The 23528-nt window shown below is 48.5% G+C and carries 23 protein-coding genes; 8 read left to right on the plus strand and 15 right to left on the minus strand.

All coding sequences use genetic code 11. From position 1 onward, the window contains the following. Positions 1-85: 85 nt before the first annotated feature. From epsC to V7051_RS19640, 15 genes are all read right to left on the minus strand, one after another. Positions 86-1024 (minus strand): serine O-acetyltransferase EpsC, encoded by a 939-nt coding sequence (gene epsC / locus V7051_RS19570; RefSeq protein ID WP_333877965.1) that lies wholly within the window; start codon positions 1022-1024, stop codon positions 86-88. Next, positions 1021-1998, minus strand: coding sequence for a cysteine synthase A (gene cysK, locus V7051_RS19575; RefSeq protein ID WP_333877964.1), 978 nt, complete (start codon positions 1996-1998; stop codon positions 1021-1023). Before cysK ends, epsC begins: the two co-directional genes overlap by 4 nt. A gap of 239 nt (positions 1999-2237) precedes the next feature. Continuing rightward, positions 2238-3644 (minus strand): chromate efflux transporter, encoded by a 1407-nt coding sequence (gene chrA, locus V7051_RS19580; RefSeq protein ID WP_442919682.1) that lies wholly within the window; start codon positions 3642-3644, stop codon positions 2238-2240. Between the two features lie 89 nt (positions 3645-3733). Beyond that, a complete protein-coding gene (locus V7051_RS19585) occupies positions 3734-4636 on the minus strand; it encodes a LysR substrate-binding domain-containing protein (RefSeq protein ID WP_333877963.1) in 903 nt (300 codons plus the stop codon). A 182-nt stretch (positions 4637-4818) separates the two neighbouring features. Beyond that, entirely contained in the window at positions 4819-5862 is a 1044-nt protein-coding gene (locus V7051_RS19590; RefSeq protein WP_333877961.1) for a sulfate/molybdate ABC transporter ATP-binding protein, read from the minus strand. A 22-nt stretch (positions 5863-5884) separates the two neighbouring features. Next, a complete protein-coding gene (gene cysW, locus V7051_RS19595; protein WP_333877959.1) occupies positions 5885-6760 on the minus strand; it encodes a sulfate ABC transporter permease subunit CysW in 876 nt (291 codons plus the stop codon). A gap of 12 nt (positions 6761-6772) precedes the next feature. Continuing rightward, positions 6773-7606 carry a sulfate ABC transporter permease subunit CysT gene (gene cysT / locus V7051_RS19600; protein WP_333877957.1) on the minus strand — a complete coding sequence of 278 codons (834 nt, stop codon included), beginning with the start codon at positions 7604-7606 and terminating at the stop codon, positions 6773-6775. Positions 7607-7741: 135 nt separating this feature from the next. Continuing rightward, positions 7742-8752 carry a sulfate ABC transporter substrate-binding protein gene (locus V7051_RS19605; RefSeq protein ID WP_333877955.1) on the minus strand — a complete coding sequence of 337 codons (1011 nt, stop codon included), beginning with the start codon at positions 8750-8752 and terminating at the stop codon, positions 7742-7744. A gap of 248 nt (positions 8753-9000) precedes the next feature. After that, positions 9001-10011: a sulfate ABC transporter substrate-binding protein gene (locus V7051_RS19610; protein ID WP_333877953.1), complete on the minus strand. Its 1011-nt coding sequence runs from the start codon at positions 10009-10011 to the stop codon at positions 9001-9003. Positions 10012-10037: 26 nt separating this feature from the next. Next, positions 10038-11534: a porin gene (locus tag V7051_RS19615; RefSeq protein WP_333877951.1), complete on the minus strand. Its 1497-nt coding sequence runs from the start codon at positions 11532-11534 to the stop codon at positions 10038-10040. Positions 11535-11639: 105 nt separating this feature from the next. Next, positions 11640-11813, minus strand: coding sequence for a YezD family protein (locus V7051_RS19620; protein WP_333877949.1), 174 nt, complete (start codon positions 11811-11813; stop codon positions 11640-11642). A gap of 301 nt (positions 11814-12114) precedes the next feature. Continuing rightward, entirely contained in the window at positions 12115-13473 is a 1359-nt protein-coding gene (locus V7051_RS19625; RefSeq protein WP_333877947.1) for an ATP-binding protein, read from the minus strand. Beyond that, positions 13460-14137, minus strand: coding sequence for a response regulator transcription factor (locus V7051_RS19630; RefSeq protein WP_333877945.1), 678 nt, complete (start codon positions 14135-14137; stop codon positions 13460-13462). Before V7051_RS19630 ends, V7051_RS19625 begins: the two co-directional genes overlap by 14 nt. Positions 14138-14204: 67 nt before the next feature. Next, a complete protein-coding gene (locus V7051_RS19635; protein ID WP_333877943.1) occupies positions 14205-14534 on the minus strand; it encodes a PepSY domain-containing protein in 330 nt (109 codons plus the stop codon). Positions 14535-14959: 425 nt separating this feature from the next. Then, a complete protein-coding gene (locus tag V7051_RS19640) occupies positions 14960-16276 on the minus strand; it encodes an MgtC/SapB family protein (protein ID WP_333877942.1) in 1317 nt (438 codons plus the stop codon). A 744-nt stretch (positions 16277-17020) separates the two neighbouring features. Between V7051_RS19640 and V7051_RS19645 the strand changes: the two genes are divergently transcribed. The 8 genes from V7051_RS19645 (at position 17021) to dinB (ending at position 23515) form a co-directional block, all read left to right on the plus strand. Beyond that, the gene (locus V7051_RS19645) at positions 17021-17179 is read left to right on the plus strand and encodes a lipoprotein (RefSeq protein ID WP_333877941.1); all 159 of its coding nucleotides are present in this window, start codon (positions 17021-17023) and stop codon (positions 17177-17179) included. A 2-nt stretch (positions 17180-17181) separates the two neighbouring features. After that, complete coding sequence (gene lysA, locus V7051_RS19650) at positions 17182-18429, plus strand: diaminopimelate decarboxylase (RefSeq protein ID WP_333877939.1); 1248 nt, start codon at positions 17182-17184, stop codon at positions 18427-18429. A gap of 36 nt (positions 18430-18465) precedes the next feature. Then, on the plus strand, positions 18466-19293 hold the full coding sequence (gene dapF, locus V7051_RS19655) for a diaminopimelate epimerase (protein ID WP_333877937.1): 828 nt from the start codon (positions 18466-18468) through the stop codon (positions 19291-19293). Next, on the plus strand, positions 19290-19973 hold the full coding sequence (locus tag V7051_RS19660) for a DUF484 family protein (protein WP_333877935.1): 684 nt from the start codon (positions 19290-19292) through the stop codon (positions 19971-19973). Before dapF ends, V7051_RS19660 begins: the two co-directional genes overlap by 4 nt. 4 nt (positions 19974-19977) lie before the next feature. Continuing rightward, positions 19978-20886 carry a tyrosine recombinase XerC gene (gene xerC, locus V7051_RS19665; protein ID WP_333877933.1) on the plus strand — a complete coding sequence of 303 codons (909 nt, stop codon included), beginning with the start codon at positions 19978-19980 and terminating at the stop codon, positions 20884-20886. 120 nt (positions 20887-21006) lie between these two features. Beyond that, entirely contained in the window at positions 21007-22032 is a 1026-nt protein-coding gene (locus tag V7051_RS19670) for a DUF2333 family protein (RefSeq protein ID WP_333877966.1), read from the plus strand. A 4-nt stretch (positions 22033-22036) separates the two neighbouring features. Further along, complete coding sequence (locus V7051_RS19675) at positions 22037-22351, plus strand: DUF4389 domain-containing protein (protein WP_333877931.1); 315 nt, start codon at positions 22037-22039, stop codon at positions 22349-22351. 78 nt (positions 22352-22429) lie between these two features. Next, positions 22430-23515, plus strand: a complete 1086-nt coding sequence (dinB, locus tag V7051_RS19680; protein ID WP_333877929.1) for a DNA polymerase IV — start codon at positions 22430-22432, stop codon at positions 23513-23515. The last annotated feature ends 13 nt before the right edge of the window (positions 23516-23528 follow it).

Consider the following 23528-nt stretch of genomic DNA (forward strand, 5'->3'; position numbering starts at 1 on the left):
ACTAAAATAGTATGCGTCATATTTTCAAAAATACTTTCACAGTCTCTGGAGCTTGGGAACGAGGTAACGTTCTTTCGCATTGAATCTATATTCCGGCTCCGCCTTGGAACAATTCACTACGCACATAGGCCTGAGTGATATTGCTGCCTTCGGGTACACTATGGGTCAGCCAGACGTTGCCGCCGATGGTCGAACCACGGCCAATGGTGATACGCCCTAAAATCGTTGCGCCCGCATAAATAACGACATCGTCTTCAACGATAGGATGCCGTGCATTGCCTTTGACAAGAACCCCGTTATCGTCTTTCTGGAAACGCTTGGCGCCCAGAGTAACGGCCTGATAGACGCGAACATGCCGCCCGATAACGGCTGTTTCGCCTATGACCACGCCGGTACCGTGATCGATAAAAAAACTCTCGCCGATTTGCGCGCCGGGATGAATATCAATACCGGTGGCTGAGTGAGCAAGCTCCGAGATAATCCGGGCTACCAGCGGCACACCCAAACCATAAAGGATATGAGCAAGCCGGTGATGAATAATCGCGTTAATACCCGGATAGCAAACCAACACTTCATCAGGACTTCTTGCCGCCGGATCGCCTTCATATGCGGCCTGAATATCACTATCAAGCAGCTTTCTTACATCAGGCAGCCTCGCGGCAAAATCGCGGGTAAGGATGATGGCTTGCTGATGAGCTACCGTGTCGATGCCTTCTTGCCCGGAAATAAACTGAAGCTCACGGCGGATTTGCTTGTAAAGTTCGCGCAGTAAGTTTTCGAGCGTATGACCAACGAAATAATCAATACCTTCGTCGTTCAAGTCCGGCAGGCCCAGCCGATTCGGAAACAATACCGCACTCAGTCCATCGAGTATTTTGTGCAGCTCTTTACGTGACGGCAGCTTGGGCGGTTTGTCGCGGCGATGCCTGATTTCCAGCGATTCGACACGCAAACTGCGCAATTTCGCAACCAGCTCATCAATACCCCAATCAAATTTACTATGAAGATGAATACTATCGTTCACGCTGCAAAACCACCGGCATCGAAAACACCTTCGAACAAAGGCGAGCTCAAATAACGTTCGCCGGAATCCGGCAACACGACAACAATGGTTTTACCGGCGTTTTCGGGACGCTTGGCGACACGCACCGCTACCGCGACTGCTGCACCGCAGGATATACCGGACAGTATACCCTCTTCCCGTGCAAGACGGCGCGCGTAGGCTATTGCTTCTTCGTTGCTGACCTGCTCGATCTCATCAATCAGCGACAGATCGAGAACATCCGGGACGAATCCCGCGCCGATGCCTTGAATTTTATGAGGAGCGGGTTTTAACGGCTCACCAGCGCGATACTGGGTGAGTATTGGGCTTGCCTCAGGTTCAACCGCAATCGAAACGATGGCCTTGCCCTGCGTCTGCTTGATATACCGGGAAACGCCGGTAATCGTCCCGCCGGTGCCGACGCCGGAAACGAAAATATCGATAGCGCCGTCGGTATCGTTCCAGATTTCAGGCCCTGTGGTCTGTTCGTGAATAGCCGGGTTCGCCGGGTTTTTAAACTGTTGCAGCAATACATAGCGCTCGGGATCGGAAGCGGCGATTTCCTCGGCTTTCGCTATCGCACCGCTCATGCCCTTGGCGCCTTCGGTCAACACCAGTTTGGCGCCATAGGCAATCAGCAGTTTACGGCGCTCCAGGCTCATCGTCTCCGGCATCGTCAAGGTCAACGGAATACCGCGAGCCGCCGCGACAAAGGCCAGCGCAATACCGGTATTGCCGCTGGTTGGTTCAACGAGTTCCTTGCCTGGACCCAGCAAGCCGCGACGCTCGGCATCCCAGATCATCGCCGCACCGATCCGGCATTTGACCGAATAGGCGGGATTACGCCCTTCAATTTTCGCCAATAAGGTGACCGGCACGCCATCGGTAATACGATTAAGTCGCACCAATGGAGTTTGCCCGATGGAATGGGAATTGTCTTCGTACCAATGTGACATAAAAATCTCCTGTCTAAATGAGTCGCAAACTGATTGCCGTAGCCGAATTTTGGCCAAAAAAAAGCCAGTGGCCCCTTTTGAGGCTCACCGGCTTCCGGTTGTCCGGTCAGCTTGTTGATGTTGGTTTAAAGTACTTTACAGGTTGTGCTTTGTCAAGCGAGCAAAACGGCGATACTCGTGATGCTTGGCTTTGTAATTCTAAACATCGTAGTCTAACAAGCACGGTAATCCGGTATTTATCAGGCAAGCCATGGTTTGACCGGCAACAGCAATAGTCCCGCCGCGCCGCAAGCGGCGATGACCGGAATAACGCGCGCCTTGTAACGGAACAATGCCAGCAACGCAACAGCCCCGATCAGCGCGGCAATACCGTCGAATCGCCCTGTAAAACCTTGCGGCCAGAACACGTGCCAGGCAAAAAATACCGCAAGATTAATAATCACGCCCACCACCGCGGCGGTAATCGCCGACAGCGGCGCAGTGAATTTTAAATTGCCGTGCGTGGATTCGACCAACGGGCCGCCTGCCAGAATAAACAAAAAGCTGGGCAGGAAGGTAAAATAAGTGACTACCACCGCCGCGACCATACCAGCCATTAATAACCCATCCGGGCCGAACGGCAATTGACTCCAGCCGCCCAGAAACCCGACGAAGGTGACGATCATGATTAACGGACCGGGCGTGGTTTCGCCCAGCGCCAGCCCGTCGATCATTTGCGTCGCGCTCAGCCAGTGATAATGCTCCACCGCGCCCTGATAGACATAAGGCAATACGGCATAAGCGCCACCGAAAGTCAGCAACGCCGCCTTGGTGAAAAACCAGCCCATCTGCGTCAACACACCGTTCCAACCATAGTGCCAACACAACAAGCCCATCACGCCGCCCCACAAAATCGATCCCGCCGCCGCGATTTTAAGCAGGTGCGACCAACGGAACCGGGTATGATCGGGAATGGGTGTGTCGTCATCGATCAAAGCAGGGCCGTAGCTTTGTTTGGCAGCGCCATGCCCGCCGCCAACGGCGAATTTGTCAGGGACGATGCGCCCGCCGATGGCTCCGAAACAAGCCGCACTCAACACGATCAACGGGAACGGCGCATGCAATGCGAAAATGGCGAGAAAAGCCAGCGCCGCTAAAATCCACAGCAGGCCGTTTTTTAAAGTCCGCGAACCGATGCGGTGCGCGGCGAACAGCACGATGGCGGTGACGGCAGGCTTGATGCCGTAAAGCACACCGGCCACTGCGGGAACATGGCCGAAACTCAGGTAAATCCAGCTTAGCAGAATCAACAAGAACAGCGCCGGCAGAATAAACAGAGTCCCTGCAACCACTCCGCCCCAAGTGCGATGCATCAGCCAGCCTAGATAAACCGCGAGCTGCTGCGCTTCGGGCCCCGGCAATAACATGCAATAATTCAGCGCATGCAAAAAACGCTTTTCTGAAATCCAGCGCCGCCGCTCGACCAGTTCCTGATGCATGATGGCGATTTGACCGGCAGGCCCGCCGAAACTGATAAAACCAAGTTTTAGCCAGAAGCGGAAGGCCAATCCAAAGCTCACGGGTTGCGGCCGTTCCGTGGATTGTTCCTTGATCAATTGAGTCGTTGTATTTTCTTTGGTTGCCATAGGCGCATCTACACCAGTCATGTTGTCGTCATACCGGCAATCTTTTCTATTGCGTAAACCGTGACATAGAGTTGCCTCTACGAATCATACGCTATTTTAAATCCCTCTCCTTAATGAAGATTAAGCTCTTTAGCCGCAACCTGTAGCTCTTCGATAAAGTGCTGGGTATATAAAGGCAGGTAGTTGTTTTTAAGGTAGGCGATCTTGGTTCTTGAGCTTGGAATAAGATGCGATAAATCCCGCGCCACCAGATCCTGGTCCATCGCCGGGTCATAGGCCATACCGGCGATAATGCCGACGCCCATCCCCAGCCGAACGTAAGTCTTGATCACGTCGGTATCGGCGGCAGCCAGGATGATATCCAGTTCCACGCCGGTATTTTTAAACGCTGTCTCGATATTTGAGCGCCCGGTAAAGCCAAAGCTGTAGGTGAGTATCGGATAAGAGGCCAGCCGTTTAAGGGAAATATCGCCCTCACTCAGCGGATGATTTTTTGGCGCCATCATTGCATGATGCCATTCATAGCAGGATTTAACGATCAAATCGGTATCTTCGGCAACTTTCTCGGTGCAAATGGCGATATCCGCTTTCCGGGCATGCAATTTATCAATCAGTTGCTCGGGCGAGGCCTCAACCATATAAATCCTGACGCCCGGATATTTTTGCCTAAAGCGCAGGATAGGTTTCGGTAAAAAATACTTGGCCTGGGTATGTGTGGTCGCAATGTGCAGAACGCCCTGGTTACTGTCGATATAATCCGCCGCTATGGTCTGGATATTGTTTTTGGCCATGTTAATGACCGCGGCTTCTTCCATGATACGTTGCCCCAGGGAAGTCAAAGCGATTAATTTTTTACCCTGCCGTTCATAGATAGGTGAACCCAGCTCGGTTTCAAAAAGCTGTAATTGCCGGCTAACCGCCGATTGCACAATATGCATTTTTTCCGCGGCTTTTGAGAGGCTGAAATCATTCTCCTGAAGCACGCGAAGCAATTCAATTTGGCTTAAATTCATTGATTAGGATATCTCCTTATTTAATAAAGACCAGGTAAGTATGGAGCGGGCTAGACTTCAGCAGTATCGAATAAAGCGTAGAGCGTGCTGTGAGCGCAAAAGGAGAGAGAAAGGCGTGCGCTCCACGCCCTGCTCAGTTTGTTGTCTTCGCCGTTTATTAAACAATAAACGTTATTCAAGAATTAATGAAACCAGTGGGCATGGCGTATTCGCAGATCGACCTTGTCACCTTTGCTCAGCTGCAAACGCTTGAACTGTTCATTGGGCATTTCTGCAAAAACGCTTACAGCTGAATTATTGGCGCCATTGTTGACCAGCTCAATACGGATCAAAGCGCCCAAATGTTGCCAATCTTTCAGGGTTACAAACGTATCGCTATTGGTCGCCGACTTTTCGATAACGATATCATGGGGCCGAACATGCGCGATCTTGCCTTTCTGCTGCGGAGCCAATAGCCCGGCGGCCTGCAACCATTCAGTATCGTGCTGGTCCAGGTCAAAAATATTGGTCTGCCCGATAAAGCGGGAAACGAAAGCATTGGCCGGATGATCGTAAATATCGCTGGGTGAACCCTGTTGCTCGATGCGCCCGTGATTGAGCACAACGACTTGGCTGGCCACTTCCATGGCTTCTTCCTGGTCATGAGTGACAAAAATACTGGTGACATTCAGGTCATGATGCAAATTGCGCAGCCATTGCCGCAAGTCTTTGCGCACACTGGCATCCAGCGCGCCAAACGGTTCGTCCAGCAATAATACCGACGGCTCCACGGCCAAGGCGCGGGCCAGCGCGATACGCTGACGCTGGCCGCCGGACAGTTGATCGGGATAGCGGTCGTGCAGCCAGTCAAGTTGCACCAAGTTCAATAAATCATGCACTTTCTTACGGATAATCGCTTCGCTCGGCCGCTCGCGGCGGGATTTGACTCTTAAGCCGAACGCCACATTCTCAAATACCGTCATGTGCCGAAACAGCGCATAGTGCTGGAACACAAAGCCGATGCCGCGCTGACTGACGTCGTGATCAGTCCTGTCCTGTCCGCTTAATAATACCCGCCCTTCATCGGCTTTTTCCAGACCGGCAATGATACGGAGCAACGTCGTCTTGCCGCAGCCGGAAGGTCCTAATAGGGCTACCAGTTCGCCTTCCGGGATTTCCAGGTTAATCTGATCCAGTGCGGCAAATGTACCGAAATTTTTGCTGATATTGGAAAGTATAATGCTCATAAAGGAAGTCTCGAAAATAAAATCATTGTGGTGAACGGTTTGCTTGTTTCCATTCCAACGCGGTTTTTAAAAACAATGTCACGATAGCCAGACCCGCCAGAATCGAAGCGCTGGCAAAGGCGCCGACCAAGTTATAGTCGTTATAGTTGATTTCCACATGTAAAGGCAGCGTATTAGTCATGCCCCGGATATGGCCGGAAACCACTGACACCGCGCCAAACTCGCCCATCGCCCGGGCATTGCACAGCAATACGCCATATAGCAGAGCCCATTTAATGTTAGGCAGGGTCACCGCCCAAAAAGTCTTCAAACCACTGGCGCCTAACGACAGTGCAGCTTCTTCTTCCTGATTGCCCATTTCCTGCATCAGCGGAATCAACTGTCTGGCGACGAAAGGAAAGGTGATAAACAACGTAGCCAGAATAATCCCCGGAACGGCATAGATGATTTTTACATCATGCTCATTCAGCCATTCGCCAAACCAGCCTTGCGCGCCGAACATCAGCACGAAAATCAAGCCCGAAATAACCGGCGATACCGAAAATGGCAGGTCGATCAATGTGGTCAACAGGCTTTTTCCGGTAAACTCGAATCGGGTAATTGCCCAGGCCGCGGCAACGCCGAAGACTGTGTTCAACGGTACGGTGACCAATGCCGTCAATAAAGTCAGGTTAATCGCAGCCAGCGTATCGTCCTGGGATAGCGCCGACCAATAAGCCGCAATGCCTTTAGAGAAAGCTTGATAAATCACCAGGCCTAAAGGTAAACAGATAAACAGGCCGATAAAGCCCAGCGCAATTGCGATCAGGCTCCACCTGACCCAGTCGGCATCCTGCAAAACCCGTGGCTGGTGTTCGACCAATCTGGCCGGGTTTATGGGTTGAGTAACAGCACTCATATTCGAAGCTCCTTATAGTTGTCCAGAGCGCTTGCGCACCCATAATTGCAATGAATTAATCAGAAACAGCAGTACGAATGAGATAACCAGCATGGTCAGGGCAATGGCTGTGGCGCCTTTATAGTCATACTGCTCCAGCTTGGCGACAATCAATAGCGGTACAATTTCCGACACATAAGGAATATTGCCGGCAATAAAAATGACTGAGCCGTATTCACCGACGCCTCGGGCAAAAGCCAGCGCAAAACCTGTCAGCAAAGCCGGAAAAACATTTGGAAAAATAATTTTGCTAAAAACCTGCAAGCGCGTAGCGCCAAGACTTGATGCGGCTTCTTCCAACGCCGGTTCAAATTCCAGCAATACCGGTTCGACGGTACGTACGATAAACGGGATACTGATAAAAATCAGCGCCATCACAATACCCAGCGGCTTAAAAGCGACTTGTATGCCGAACGTATCTATCAAAAACTTACCCAGAAAACCGCTGGGTTGGAAGATAGTTGCCAAAACAATACCGGCAACGGCTGTCGGCAGAGCAAAAGGGAAGTCGATCAAGGCATGAAAAAAACGCTTGCCGAAAAATGAATAACGCACCAACACCCAAGCGACAATAAAGCCGAAGAAGCCGGCAATCAAAGCGGCCACCAACGCGGTGGAAAAACTGACGCGAAACGAATCCATCACACGCTTACTGGTAATGATATGGACATAATCCTCCCAGCTCAGCCCAAAACTTTTAAACACCAGAGTACTTAGCGGAATTAAAACCACTAGGCTTAAATAAATCAGGGTGAACCCGATTGTCGGGCGAAATCCCGGCATAATACTGCTTTGTGTTTGTGACATTCACTAACTCCAACGTTGATCGAAAGCTTTATTTTCGTTCCCGCATAAACAATCGGAGGGAACGATGCAAATTAATCAATCGCTTAAACGGGACAATGGTCGGCAAATAAACACCGCCCCGTAATTTTCAGCGATTTATTTTCCTGGTCCGTATATTTGGTCGAACACGCCGTCATCGGCAAAATGTTTTTTCTGAGCGACATCCCAACCGCCGAATTGAGCGATTGTCACCAGCTCCACAGCCTTAAATTGTTTGGCGTACTTGGCCGCAATTTCAGGGTCGGTAGGACGATAAAAGTTTTTGCCTATAATGTCTTGACCTTCCTTGCTGTACAGATATTTCAGGTATTCGGTCGCGACTTCGGTTGTGCCATGCTTGCGCGCCACGTCCTCGACTACCGCGACTGACGGTTCAGTCAAAATACTTAACGAAGGCGTAACGATCTCAAATTTATCCGCGCCAAACTCACGCAGCACCAAGTAAGCTTCGTTTTCCCAGGTGATCAGCACATCCCCGATTTCCCGCTCGACAAAGGTGGTTGTCGAGCCGCGTGCGCCGGAGTCTAATACTGCGACATTTTTATATAATTTGTTGACGAACGCTGTGGCTGCGGCTTCATCATTATTGTTGGTTTTTAGCGCATAAGCCCATGCTGCCAAATAGTTCCACCGCGCTCCGCCACCGGTTTTAGGGTTCGGCGTTACGACACTGATACCTGGCTTGACGATGTCATTCCAATCCTTAATGCCCTGCGGATTGCCCTTACGCACGAGAAGCACAATAGTGGACGTATAAGGAGAACTGTTGTTAGGCAGCTGCTTTTGCCAATCTTCCTGAATCAATTTTCGTTTTTGGTATAGCTGATCAATATCGTTGGATAAAGCTAACGTAACCACGTCCGCTTCTAAACCTTCCAATACAGAACGCGCCTGTTTTCCGGAACCACCGTGGGATTGGTTAATAGTTACGGTATCACCGGTCTTGGTTTTCCAGTATTTGGCGAAAGCGGTGTTGTATTCCTTGTACAATTCACGGGTCGGGTCGTAAGAGACATTAAGCAGATTGATGTCGGCTGCCGGCGTATTGCTCACAGCAAGAAGCGATAACGCAGCTACAACGATAATCCGGGTAAAATAATTTTTCATGGATAAAAATCCTGGTTCAAGTTATTCAAACGATAATTGAAAAGGCGTAGCGAAAACATCTTTGTAGAGTACCCGTGCCTTTCGCTGTGCCGCCATCAAAAGCGACCGCTCATAATTCGCACGAGCTTGTCAAAATTCGAATCGGACGTGTATTTATCCACGTCCGATTTACTTTAATGCCGCAATTACGGCTGAGCGATATAAGCCCAGCCGATATACTTGCGGCTAATTGAGAAACTCCCGGAGAGTTATTTTCCCGGTCCGTATACTTGGTCGAACACGCCGTCATCGGCAAAATGTTTTGCCTGCGCTGCATTCCAGCCACCGAATTGAGCTATATTGACCAACTCCAACGATTGGAACTGCTTGGCGTATTTGGCGGCAACTTCAGGGTCGGTAGGACGATAATAGTTTTTGCCTATAATCTCCTGACCTTCTTTACTGTATAAATACTTCAGGTACTCGGTTGCGACTTCGGTAGTGCCGTGTTTACGCGCGACATCATCAACGACGGCAACCGGCGGCTCAGCCAAAATACTCAATGAAGGCGTGACAATTTCAAACTTGTCCGGGCCGAACTCTTTCAAAGCCAAATAAGCTTCGTTTTCCCAAGCAATCAATACATCGCCGATTTCCCGCTCGATGAAGGTGGTGGTAGAACCGCGAGCCCCAGTGTCCAGCACAGCAGCGTTTTTGTATAACTTGGCAATGAACGCTTTGGCGGCGGCTTCATCATTGTTGTTATGTTTAAGTGCATAAGCCCATGCACCCAGATAATTCCAGCGCGCGCCGCCGGAGGTTTTCGGATTCGGCGTCACGATGCTTACGCCGGGCTTGACGATGTCATCCCAATCCTTAATACCCAGCGGATTGCCCTTACGTACCAGAAATACGATAGTGGACGTATAAGGAGAGCTGTTGTTAGGTAACAGGCTTTGCCAGTTTTCCGGAATCAGCTTGCGCTTTTGGTAGAGCTGGTCCACGTCATAGGCCAGCGCCAAGGTAACCACGTCGGCTTCCAGGCCATCCAATACAGAACGCGCCTGTTTTCCGGAACCGGCATGGGATTGATTGATGGTCACGTTATCGCCGGTTTTGGCTTTCCAGTATTTGGCAAAGGCGACGTTGTAATCTTTATACAACTCACGCGTCGGGTCATAAGATACGTTGAGCAGATTGATATCCGCCGCGCGCACCTCGCTGGCTGCCAATACGACTAATACGGCCGCAAAGACAATGTTGGTAAATTTGTTTTTCATCAGTAAAACCCCTTATGTCAGGTTGTTTAAAATGCTAATTGGAATCGTGTTGCAAAAATTGATTCGTTGGGCATATCACGGCCTCTGGCCGCACCGCCATCAAACGATACATTTTCGTAGTCCGCCCGAATGAGGGCATTGCTGTTAAGGAACCAGTTGGCGCCCAAGGTCCAAGCTTTGGCTTTCGAAGCTGACTGGTTCGGATCAATAAGTCTGAAAGTCGCATCATCCACATCCAGTTCGCTGTAGCGGGCTGCTAGCTGTAATGCGCCCCAGTTGCCTTTCAGGGGATCAAAATTCTGAATGGGTTTGACGCCGGCAAAGCTGTTGTCCTCGCCGGTTACTACATAAGAGGCCAGAAACTGCCAAGCCGTATTCTTTTGTTCAATATCCGTTCTACCGCTAACCAAATGCTGGGACGAAACAACATACTCGCCAATAGCGCCAAACGGGCCTGAAAACCAGTAAGCCTGGGGATAAATGCGGTAAGTAGCGCCATCCGATGTCGGCGCGGCAACGCCCGCATTAACCTTGCTATAATCAAGAAACGTCGTTCTGCCTATTGGCGTAGCCTGAACTTTAAGAGCCTGTTTGTCCGGGTTGCCGACAGATCCCGCGACACCAAGTCCCAAGCCTTCCAGCCAGGAGTAACCGGTATGCTGGAACGGATGGGCGAATAAACGTCCGACCACTTCTTTATTGTTATCGGTATCGGGTGAATTGTAAGCAGGGCTGCCATCGTCTCCGGAACCGTTTGAGATACCGATTTGGTAAGTCAGCGTGTTCCTGGTATCGATAGGACCTGCGACGGTCTCTGTCTTATAGCCCGGCTTGGAGAACGCCCCATGCAGTTGTATACCTACGTCACGGTTGCTGGCTAAATAAGTAGGAAAGGCGCGTTCCAGGAAGGTGCCGTCCGAGTCGCCTTGTAAGCGCTCAAGACTGATTGAAGGCTTGAACTTACCGACCAACAAGCTCGCTGCGGGATGATAGGCGTAATCGAGATAAGCATCCGGCAGGATGTTGCCACTCGCCGCAAAGTCGGGCATGATTTTAAAATACAGATCTTTAAAAAAGTAGCCTTCCAACCAGATACGCGCTTGCTTGACTTCGAATTTGTCGGTTGCCCTGGAACTATCGTCATTAAGCCAGAAACGCGCGTCGGTTTGCACCGCACCGCGAATCCGCACTTGGTGCTTTTTATCAGAGGACGTAATCTTGAATCCATCCGCACCGGCATCGAATATCGGCAGCTTTTGGAACGCGCCGGCTGTCACTTCATCCTGCAATTCCAGTTTACGTTCGAGAGTATTAACTTTTCGGCTCAGTTTTTCTACTTCGGGAGCGGGAGCTGCCGTAACAGGTTTACTGGATAATGCCCCTGCCTTATCCAGCTTTTCCAATCGGCTTTCCAGTTCGCGGATACGACGCTCCAGAGCTTCGGTATCGGCATGAGCATCGGGAATACCGAACAAGGCAAGGTTAATCACGCCGGCTAGAGCGGTACGTTTAAAATGTTTCATGGTTTTAATCCTTAAATATATCTGTACCATCCGGCGGTCCGGTCAGGCTGTTATCTCTCTTATTAATATTTTCAATCGCCGTTTGTTTACGGTAGAAATGGGTAATTATTTTTTAGTATCGAAGCGTAATTTCTCCTTACGCTCTATTTGCACGACCTTGTTTTCATGAATGGTAATTTCAACCGAACCAAACTTAATCTCCTGTAAAATCGTGGCAATCTGGTTTGCGATTTCAGTTGTTCGTGGTTCTCTATCTGTTTTTTCCAATTTAAGCGCCATGAAAATGCTCCTGAAAAATCATTACTGTTGAAAGATAAAACTGCCGTTTAGGTTGAAAAGAAGTTTAATGAGGATTTAATATTTAATAAAACGACATTATTAGATGCATACATCTAATTAAAAGATAAAAGGCCGCCGAATTGTTTCTTTATCAACAATCAACCAACAAATTCAATAAGCTAGCTTCTGTTGATATTTTAATAATAGTCGTCTTAAAACAACTACTTACAATTTTAGCGATACTGCATAACTCTGTGATAATGCGTGTGTTTTGAATCTAGCAAATAAGCTGAGTGGTTATTCATTTGCACCGCAAACTGAATATAATTTTAAGCCCCGGCTTGTTATCAAGCAGCGTTAGTGTGCCTTCGTGAAGATCGGCAATAGCCGCTACAATACTGAGCCCGAGACCATTACCCGGTGTTGTACGACTTTGTTCCAACCGATAAAAGCGTTGCAATACCTTTTGACGGTGCTCTTCTGCAATCCCATGCCCGTAGTCGGCTATCGTCAAGTCAATCCGATTGCCGGTTGAGCTTAGGCTTATCTCGATTTTTGTTTGTGCAGGCGTATGTAGAATGGCGTTTTCCAAAAGATTAAAGGCTAGTTGCGTCAACAACTCCTTATCGCCGGTCAGCTTGATGTCTTTTTCAATATCCGATAGGACGATTTTGCTTCGTTCTTCGGCGACGGGATAAAGTGCATCGATAACGGAAATGATGATCTCGCTAAGATTGACGACTTTGAAACCGCTACGGCGAGAACCGGATTCAATTTGAGAAATTCTCAGCATGGCGGAGAACGTAGCAAGAATCTTATCGACTTCTTCAATGGCGAAGGCGATCCGTTCCTTGTATTGCTCTATCGAAAGATCCCTTTTTACGGCATCTTCAAGTCTGAATTGCAAATGACTGATCGGTGTCCGCAGATCGTGGGCGATGTCGTTGGATACTTGCTGAATGTTGTCAAACAACGCGCCGATTTTATCCAGCATCAGGTTTAGCAATACTGCGAGCTTGTCCAGTTCATCACGGTTTTTTGAAACCGGCAGCCGGTGTTTCAGATCACCGGCAATAATGGCTTGTGTCGATTGGGTAATGCGCTGGATTTTTCTCAGAAAAGCATGGCTGAGATACAATCCGCCGCTTGCGCCCAAAAAGATTACCAAAACAAAGCCCCATAAAAATGCCTGAATAATCGCCTCACCCGCATCCCTGATATATTCACCGTCATGACCCACGCCCAGCCAGACATTACCCGGTAGGGGGATAACCTTCATATAAATAACGTCTATTCCTTCCCGCTGAAGTTTTTTACCGGCGTTCGGCCGGATGATAGTCTGCCAGCCCAGGGAAGGTTTAAAACCGCCGAAATCTCCGCCTATTAACGCGCCATTCCGATCCAAGATTCCGCAAATGTGCGTGGTCAAGCAATCGTCTTCGGCAATTTCTTCTTTTAATTCGTCCATCCCGTCGGAATCGTACTCAGCTTTCAGTCTGTTTGCCACGACCTCAACACTGCTTTTAAGCTGCTGTTCAAGTGCATTGGTTGTCAGAAAATAAACCATCAAACCGATAGCCATGAAAGAAAGCAAAAAGAGGCCCAAATATAAGGCCGACAGTTTAAAAGTGGCGGTGTCGACAATACTAGGCAGTTTCATGGATCATATACCCAGCGCCGCGTACAGTCTGGATGATATCCGGTTTGCCCCCGGCATTCAATTTGCTGCGCAGGCGGCTGATATGGGTTTCGACAATATTGGTTTGAGGATCAAAATGAAAATCCCAGACGTTTTCCAGCAACATGGTGCGCGTTACTACCTGTCCAGCATGGCGAACAAGATACTCAAGGAGGCGATACTCAGTCGGCTGGAGATCGATAAGCTGCCTATCACGCCTTACCAGTCTTTTCAACAGATCGAGCTCAATATCCTGGACTTGTAAAACTTTCAGTTCCGCCGTTTCCCGCGGCCTGCGCAACAAGGCATTCACCCGTGCGGCAAGCTCGCTGAAAGCAAACGGCTTGACCAGATAATCGTCCGCACCAGCATTAAGACCTTCAACACGATCATCAATTCCGCACATAGTCGTTAAGAATAGAACAGGGGTATTACAGCCCGAACTTCGCAGAGTTTTTACTATGGTCAATCCATCAAGATAGGGGAGCATACGGTCGATAATCAGCAGGTCATAATGCCCTTCTTTGGCACAGAGCAGCCCTTCATAACCGTCTATTGCCAAATCGACGTTATGACCCGCCTCTTTCAGACCTGCCGAAACATAATCCCCGGTCTCATGATCATCTTCAATAATTAATATTTTCATCTCATCAGGAAAATACCGGGGATTCCGCCTTCGTATTGATACTTAACTCTATCTCGTTTTGAGCGTCTTAGTCGGAATCATCGTCCAAAGAAACTTTGAGCACAGTGCCGGTCTTGCCGTCTACCTTGACCTCATGAATCCTTCCGTCCTTAACAATCTCTACTTCGAATTGGACCGCGTTTGAGTCGTCATCCAATTCGGCTTCCAAGGCTTTGCCGCCGGTTTTTTGTTCCGCTGTTTTAATCGCCTCGGATAAGGAAATCTGGGCCTGACTGAAAAGTTGCAGTTTTCCGGCTTCCCCGCCCTTCGATTCGTCGGCCCGTGCCAAGTTAACAGTTGTTGTCATGATGACCATGGCAAATATGGCGATCAGAGTTTTGTGGGGTTTATTGTTCATATCTTCAATCCTCTTTCATATCAAGCGGAATTGCCTGATTTCAGAAATAGAATAACAACGGGAACATTGCCGGAAGTTTTCCAAAACTATACAGTTTTGTAATATGGTTATTTCGCTCCTCCTCCCGCATATGCAATGCACTGCATATGCGGGGATATGCCTAGTTTCCCACTCCAGGAGAGTATTAATCATTTCGTATATTGTTAGTTGTAGCGACCTGAGAACATCCGTTTTTTCGGGCTGGATTATTTAAAAATATTACAAAATTTTGACCAAAATTAATTGCAAATGATCCCACGTTATTGACACAAACCCTATTCACATCATTCAAGAATTCTGAAGATATCGCTTAACAAGCTGGCATTTATTACTATTGGCCGGAGAATAATTAGTCTTTGGAACTTACTTGCAAAGCGGTAGTCGCGTCATGGCTTGAACCGCAATGATTCAACCAAAGTGATAAACATTGGCGAGAGCCTGTCTGAAATAATAGCTCCTGCTATTCCGCCAATAGCTACAAAAAACATCGCTATTGCTAATCTCCTTATGAGATAGCCATTTCGCGTCCTGAGTACAAATGAAAGACTGAAAGCAATGCTGGTGAAAGACGCCAATATAGAAGCTTTTCCTGCAATTGCAGCCGAAATACTGCCGTGTGATGCAAGATTGGCCGCTGCTGCAACGGCGCTGGCGCTCGACATGAGCCCTCCTGCAACGCTGATTATATAGAATCCTGTTTCTCCAAACTGTCTTTGGGCTAGGGAGCCCACTATATGAATCACAAGAAATACAAAACCATATTTCAGTGCCACCGATAATGAAAACGGTAACCCTGGATTAATTTGCACAGGATTATCCAAAGAATTGGTGCTACGTTGTTGATAACTTATTAACACTAAAATAGCGCTTGCCAGAAACATCAGCACAAACGCAGCCAGATTAATCAATAGTACAACAGGCGCTAGAATTAAAAGAAGACTGGCGTTGCGAACCAACATGGCAGTGATCGCTAGCAAGATTCCGCGATAAGCCGAGTTAGCTAGTTTTTCGTTGTCACTCACCCGGCCGGAGAGCTCAATGACAGTAAAATTGCTGTTTACCAGTCCTCCAAGGAATCCTGAAATCTCTGTACCACGCACACCGTATACTTTTAAAAGGATATAGTTCGCGAACCCGATTCCTGAAATCAAAATCACGGTCACCCAAGTGGCTTGGGGATCAGTCAGACTCCAAGGGCCTATCAAGCCTGATGGTAATGCGGGATAGATAACAATTGCAAGAATTGCCAATAGCAGTGCTGAACGCAGTTCACTTTCAGTCAATCCTGTCGAGAAGCCGGTTAGAGGTTCTTTCCAAGCCAGAAGCGCTGTCGCTATAACCATTACAGCGGCCGGGGAAATCGTATGGCCTTGACCACACAGAATACCCGCCAAACAGGTGACCAACATGGCTGCAGAAGTAGTTAACTCGGCGCCCTGATTCGATCTCAACGACTGAATATTAAGCACCAAGCTCAGCAATCCGACCAAAGCCAAATTAAGAAGCGCATAGTTTTCGCCCAAAGCCCCGCCTAGTCCTCCTAGTAAAGCGATAAAACCAAAGGTTCTAAGACCAGCGTCTTTACCACGCCGCTCACGCTCCAATCCGATCAACAATCCAAGAACCAAGCTCAACGATAAACGGACCAGTGTTTCGTCGTAAGGCCAGATAATAGTCGGTAATGTAATTGGCTGATCCGGCATATTTTTGTCCAGGATTTATATTTCCCGCCTTATGAATTTAATAGAGACAAACCTAATTTTATATAATAAACCCGATGACAAAGATATAGTCAAATCTCGGTTCTGTTGACGTTTCACTAATCCGGTAGAATCGATCATTTTTGAGTAGCATGAACCGGATAAATTTAAGCGATACAGAATGGGTATAACTATTGGCAAACTTAAGAGGGTGTAGACAAAATAAATTATCATGTTCAGTTTATAGAGACTATACCTGGAAGACGACGAATGAAGCAAAAAGGCTGGCCCGCCAATATTCAGGCGGAACACTTAAGGAAGCGCTGATTAAATCAATTTTTTGCCACTAAGCTATTCATAAGCACTTTAATTTTAAAGTTATACAAATTTTAATTTCGAATAAATCAGCACTTCCTTAAAAAAATTAACAGGCATCAGTACGGATAGCCGGATGCTTGCAGACAATTTATTTAGTGTCTGCTTGTAAATTGCATTAGCATGCAGATTTGCTCGGATTTTCGGTTCTCAAGCTTGTATGCTTTTACGCCGACTTGTACGTTAAATTGAGTTATAGCACCCAATTCCATACGCCCGCTGACCTAACTCAATCTCATTTAAACTATTCTGCAGCTTGAGAGGGCAATGCAATTGCGACTATCCAGCATTTCTAATGCCTTTTCTTGGAATTCAGCTTATTATATTGGCCATTCTTGCCATGAGCCCTGACGCTTACCAACAATGATTTCGATGAAACCTTTTAAGTTATTGCTGCTATTGCTGTTAATCACCGATTTAGCAGGCTGCGGACAACCCGGCCCGCTTTATTTGCCGGGACAAGCAGCGCCGATTCATGTCGAACCGGAACCCGCCCCTAAACCAGAACCAAAATCCGAAAAGAATAAATAACAATGGATTATTTCAATTACCGAGACGGCGAGCTTTTTGCTGAAGATATTGCTGTCCAGGACATCGTCTACAAATACGGCAGCCCTTGCTATATCTATTCAAGAGCCACGCTGGAGCGGCACTGGAAAGCTTTCGACCAAGCCTTCGGCGAGCAGGCGCATTTAATCTGTTATGCGGTAAAGGCTAATTCCAATATTGCGCTGCTCAACCTGCTGGCCCGTTTAGGCTCAGGTTTCGATATTGTTTCTCTGGGTGAACTGGAACGGGTTATCACCGCGGGCGGCGATCCTGAAAAAATCGTGTTTTCCGGTGTCGGCAAACGTGAAGATGAAATCCTCGCGGCATTAAAAATCGGCATACGCTGTTTTAATATTGAGGTCAGCGGCGAACTGGACCGGATTAACCGGCTGGCCGGACAGTTGGGCGTTATCGCGCCGGTATCTTTCCGGGTAAACCCTGATGTCGATGCCAAAACCCATCCTTATATTTCCACCGGTTTAAAGGAAAATAAATTCGGCATCGACATTCAGCAGGCTTTGATTGAATATCGCCGTGCAGCAGCCATGCCCAACATCGACGTGATCGGCATAGATTGCCATATCGGCTCGCAACTAACTGAAACCCGGCCTTTTCTGGACGCGCTGGATAAGATTCTCGATCTGGTTGCAACGCTTGAAGCCGAAGGGATTAAACTGCATCACCTGGATCTGGGCGGCGGCCTCGGTATTTGTTATAAAGATGAACAGCCGCCTGAACCAGCTGAATATATACAGGCGGTTTTGGAACGGCTTAGCAGAACCGATTTTGAAATTTTGCTGGAACCGGGCCGCGCTATCGTCGGCAATTCCGGTATTCTGGTGACTCAGGTTGAATATCTTAAGCCGACAGCCAATAAAAATTTTGCTATCGTCGATGCGGCCATGAATGATCTGGTGCGCCCTTCTTTATATAGTGCCTGGCAGAACATTATTCCGGTAAACCTGCAAAGTGACGCGGCGGAAATCAATTGGGATATAGTCGGACCAGTCTGTGAAACCGGTGATTTTCTGGGTAAAGACCGCCTCCTTAAAATTGCCCAGGGCGATTTGTTGGCGATACGCTCGTCCGGGGCCTATGGCTTTAGCATGAGCTCAAACTATAATTCCAGGCCGCGCCTGCCTGAGCTGATGGTTGATGGAAGCAGCCTGCACTTGATCAGGGAAAGAGAAACGATTGCGCAGCTTTGGGCGGGCGAACATCTGTTGCCGTGAAATTTTATAAACATCCACCACGAAAACACCATCTAAATGATCAACTTCACTAAAATGCACGGCCTCGGTAATGATTTTGTAGTCATTGACGCCATCAATCAGCAGATAGCTTTAACGCCCGAGCAAATCCGGCAGCTGTCTGACCGGCACTTTGGCATAGGCTTTGATCAATTGCTACTGGTCGAAAAAGCGGTAAACGCCAATGCCGATTTCAAATACCGTATTTTTAACGCAGACGGCGGAGAAGTCGCTCAATGCGGCAATGGCGCACGCTGCTTTGCCCGTTTTGTACGCGATAAAAAACTGTCGGACAAGAATGAAATCCGCGTCGACACCAATTCAGGCCAATTGCTGCTGCGTTTTGATGCCGACAACCTGATCACCGTCAATATGGGTGTTCCAATGCACGCACCCGCTGAAATACCTCTGCTGGCGGAAGAAGAATCCCGGTTTTACACCGTGCAGGTTAACGATACCGAAAAAGCTTTTGGCGCTGTTTCGATGGGCAATCCACACGCTGTCATTCAAGTTACGGATGTTAAAACCGCGCCAGTCGCTGAATTGGGAGCCGCGTTGGAAAGCCATGCTTTTTTCCCGGAACGGGTTAATGTCGGCTTTATGCAGGTAGTAGACCGTCAACACATCAAGCTGCGCGTGTTTGAACGCGGCGCGGCTGAAACCCTGGCTTGCGGCAGCGGCGCTTGTGCCGCGGTGGTCATCGGCATTGAACACAATCTGCTGGACCATACGGTCAGTGTCGACCTGCCCGGCGGAACGCTAACCATCAACTGGCTTGGCCGTGGCGAACCGGTTTTAATGACGGGACCTGCCATTTCTGTTTTTGAAGGACAAATAACACTATGAACGAACAACTCGCTGAACTCACTTCAACCCAGGTTGAGGACTACCTGAGAAAACATCCCGAGTTCTTCCATGAGCACTTGAATCTGCTGGAACACATGAGCATCCCTCATCCCACCGGCAATGCGGTTTCCCTAATCTCAAAACAGCTGGAACTGTTCAGAAGCAGGCATCATGACATGGAAAACCAGCTCACTGCGTTGATAGAAATAGCCCGGGATAACGATACCTCCCTGAACCGTATGCATAAATTGACTCTGGCCCTGCTGGATTCCACAACGTTGGAAGAAGCAGTTGCCAACCTTGATGTCGTGCTGTCGGAGTATTTTTTGATCGATTTTGTTGCGGTACGCATCATCAAGCACAATCCTGACACCGCTCTTACCAATCTTTTTATTGAACCCGACAGCAAAGACCTGGAGCCGTTTGCTGTTGAACTGGCCGGCAACCAGCCCAAATGCGGCCGCCCGACTATAGCCCAGGCAAGAGTATTATTCGGCGAATTGGCATTTGAAGTAAAATCCTGCGCCATTATCCCGCTGGCCTTTACCGAACTGGAAGGCATTTTAGCCATCGGCAGCCGGGAAGAAGGCCGGTTCCATTACAGCATGGGCAACTTGTTTTTAAACCAAATGAGCGAAATCATCGGTACCCGGCTGATCACATTATTGCAACAGCGTTAATAACATGCATCCTGATGCCGAGCTTGTATTGGCTGATTTTTTAAAGCAGCTCACCATTGAAGTTCGCGCCTCGGAACACACCGTAAAAAGTTATCAGAGGGATATTAAGCATTTGTGCCGCTATTGCACAGACAAAGCCATAAACCACTGGGCCGACCTGAAGCATACGGATATTCGCTCGCATATAGCGGGTCGGCATCGAAAAAACTTAAGTAGCAAAAGCCTGCAACGCGAGTTATCCGCGATTCGCAGTTTTTATAACTACCTGTTAAAAACAGGCCAGGTCAGCCTCAATCCGGCCCAGCATATCCACGCCCCCAAACAAGCCAGGAGGCTGCCTAAAACACTGGATGTCGATCAACTAACCGGCTTGCTCGAAGCCGGGGCAAGTTCATTACTTGAAATACGCGACCTGGCCATGTTCGAATTATTCTATTCGTCCGGCCTGCGGCTAAGCGAGCTTTCGGCGCTCGATTTAACAGATCTGGACTTGCCGGACAGCTCGCTGGTTGTCCGCATAGGTAAAGGCGGCAAATCGAGAGTATTGCCGGTAGGCGGCAAAGCCGTTGCCGCTATTGAAAACTGGTTACAGCAGCGAGCCGTAAAAATCCCTGCGCTTGAGCCTGCATTATTCGTTTCAATGCGCGGCACCCGGCTCGGTCAACGTAACATTGAATTAAGGCTAAAACAGTGGTGCATAAAAAAAGGCATTGCCGAACATATCCATCCGCACATGCTAAGACACTCCTTTGCCAGCCATTTGCTGGAGTCCAGTCAGGACTTAAGGGCCGTTCAGGAACTGCTCGGACACAGCAATATCAGCACGACCCAGATATACACCCATTTGGACTTTCAGCATCTGGCTGAAATCTATGACAAAGCGCATCCAAGAGCCAAAAAAAAACCGTTATAACAGCTTGCTCCATAAGCAAATAACAAAAAAACCTGCTACCATGTAGCCAATTTTTATATAAAAAAGCAGTAGGATGAAATGTTTTGGTCCTACGAAAAACCTCTTTACGGGATTTCAAAAATGGCGGCAAACGATACACTGAACGATATAAAATCTAAAGGAATACTCTGGGGCTTTAGCGTTTTTACCCTCATTGTGCTGATTATCCTGGTCTTTCTCGGCGCCTGGTGGGGCAGTGAGCCGGGGCAGTTTAATGTTCAGGACGAAGCCGTAAAACGCGCCGAAGAAACCCATTCCACTGAAAACATGCCGGTCGGCTATGTCTATACCAACACCTTGGCTCATATTGCCGAGACTCTATTGCATAAAAGCGGCGGTTATATTACTAACGATGTCGCACCTCCCGGCGTTTTCCTGGACAACATTTCCAACTGGGAATACGGCGCACTGGTTATGCTGCGTGACGCCACATCGGCATTAAGAAACCACTTTGCCCGGGATCAATCCCAATCGGCTGAAGATCCTGATTTGGCGATTGCCGAACCTTATTTCTATTATGAAAACGACTCATGGGCTCTACCGTCAACAGAAGCCGAATATTCAAAAGGCATTGAGGCGTTGCATAAGTATATGGAGCGCCTACAAAAATACGGCGGCCCAATAAAACAAGCGCAATTTTATTCCCGTGCCGACAATCTGTGGCAATACACCGAAGTTGTGATCAAACGTCTGGGCGGACTTTCCACCCGCTTGACCGCAAACAGCGCCAGCGGCAACTATGGCCCCGGATTAACCGAACTTGAACGGGAAGCGGCTGATGAAAAAGGCACCACGGTTGCCAAAGTCACCTGGCTGGAGATTGACGACGTTTTCTACGAAGCGCGTGGGGCAAGCTGGGCGTTACTGCATATACTCAGGGCCATCAAACATGACTTTGAGGATATTTTGCTGGATAAACGAGCCATGCGTACCGTTGATATCATGATTAAGGCGCTGGAAAACGCGCTGACCCCCATTTTAAGTCCGATGATTTTAAATGGTAGCGGCTACGGCCTGTTCGCCAACTACTCCCTGTCGATGGCAAATTATATAGCTCGCGCGAATGCGGCGGCTCTTGATTTACGCGACATTATGAACCGAGGTTAATACAATGGATGAACAAATCAACTACAACCTGACGCAAATCAGCACCTGGAAAAGAATTTTCTTTATGCTTATTTTTGCGGCTATCGGCGGACTGGTCAGAATGCTGCTTTGGGCCGTTATTATCTTGCAGGTGGCGTCAACGCTGTTAACCGGCAAAGCCAACATCAACATTCTTAATTTCGGACGCAGCCTTTCCATTTATACCTACCATATATTGCTGTTCCTGACTTTCAATACCGAGACCCTGCCTTTTCCTTTCTCCGACTGGAATATGACGGCAGATCTGAATCTGCCGGAAACGAGAAACTCCGAAAAATAACACTCGGCAATTGCTCCTGCATTGCTCTCGACAACTGCCCCATGCGTTGTTCTAACTCCTGCATCCGTGCAATCGCAAATGAGCTCTACCCGCAAAATCATTCATATTGATATGGATGCATTTTTTGCGGCCGTAGAGCAACGCGATTTTCCACAATACCGCAACAAACCTCTGATCGTCGGCGGGGCTCCCGACTCTCGCGGCGTTGTCGCAACCTGTAGCTATGAAGCCAGAAAATACGGCATTCATTCCGCAATGCCTTCATCTCACGCTTACCGCTTATGCCCGCAGGCTATTTTTGTAAAGCCCCGCTTCGATGCCTATCAAGAAGCGTCAACGGCCATTCGAAAAATATTTGCCGACTATACCGACCTTTTTGAGCCCCTTTCCCTGGACGAAGCCTATCTGGATGTTAGCCATGTCAGTTTGCTTCAAGGCTCTGCCACATTAATCGCCAAAGCCATCAAAGCGGCAATTAAACAAGAAACCCAGCTGATTGCTTCGGCCGGTGTTTCATATAACAAATTCCTCGCTAAAATCGCTTCCGACATCAACAAACCGGACGGGCTTTATTTAATCACCCCGGAACAGGGCGCAGACTTTGCCGAACGGCTTCCGGTCGAAAAATTTCATGGCATAGGCAAAGCCACTTCAGCAAAAATGCACTCGCTGGGCATCAAGACGGGTAAAGACTTGAAGGAGCTGTCTCTGGAAATGTTGCAACACTATTTTGGTAAAGCCGGCCTGCATTACTACAGTATTTCGAGAGGCATAGATAATCGCCCCGTCAATAACTACCGCATCAGAAAATCCGTGGGTGTGGAAGTTACGTTTCAACACGATATTAAACTTAAACAAGATGTCATCGGGCAGTTGCACAGCCTATTGAAAAAAGCGCAAGGCAAAGTCACCGAAAAGCAATTGATCGCCCATACCCTAACCGTCAAAATCAAATATCACGATTTTGTGCAAATCACCCGCAGCCGGACATTGCCGCACCGCATTACAGCGGATTTGGCTATGGGCGTTATACTTGAAGACTTATTGAATGACACCGACATCGGCAGACGCAACGTCCGCTTGTTAGGCGTTACGCTGTCATCGCTGGAAAACAGGTCCGGCCGGACTCATTTCCGGCAAATGGATCTGTTTAACGATTGTTAAGATGCCGGAGTGA

Source organism: Methylobacter sp., assembly GCF_036845245.1.
Taxonomy (GTDB): Bacteria; Pseudomonadota; Gammaproteobacteria; order Methylococcales; family Methylomonadaceae; genus Methylobacter_A.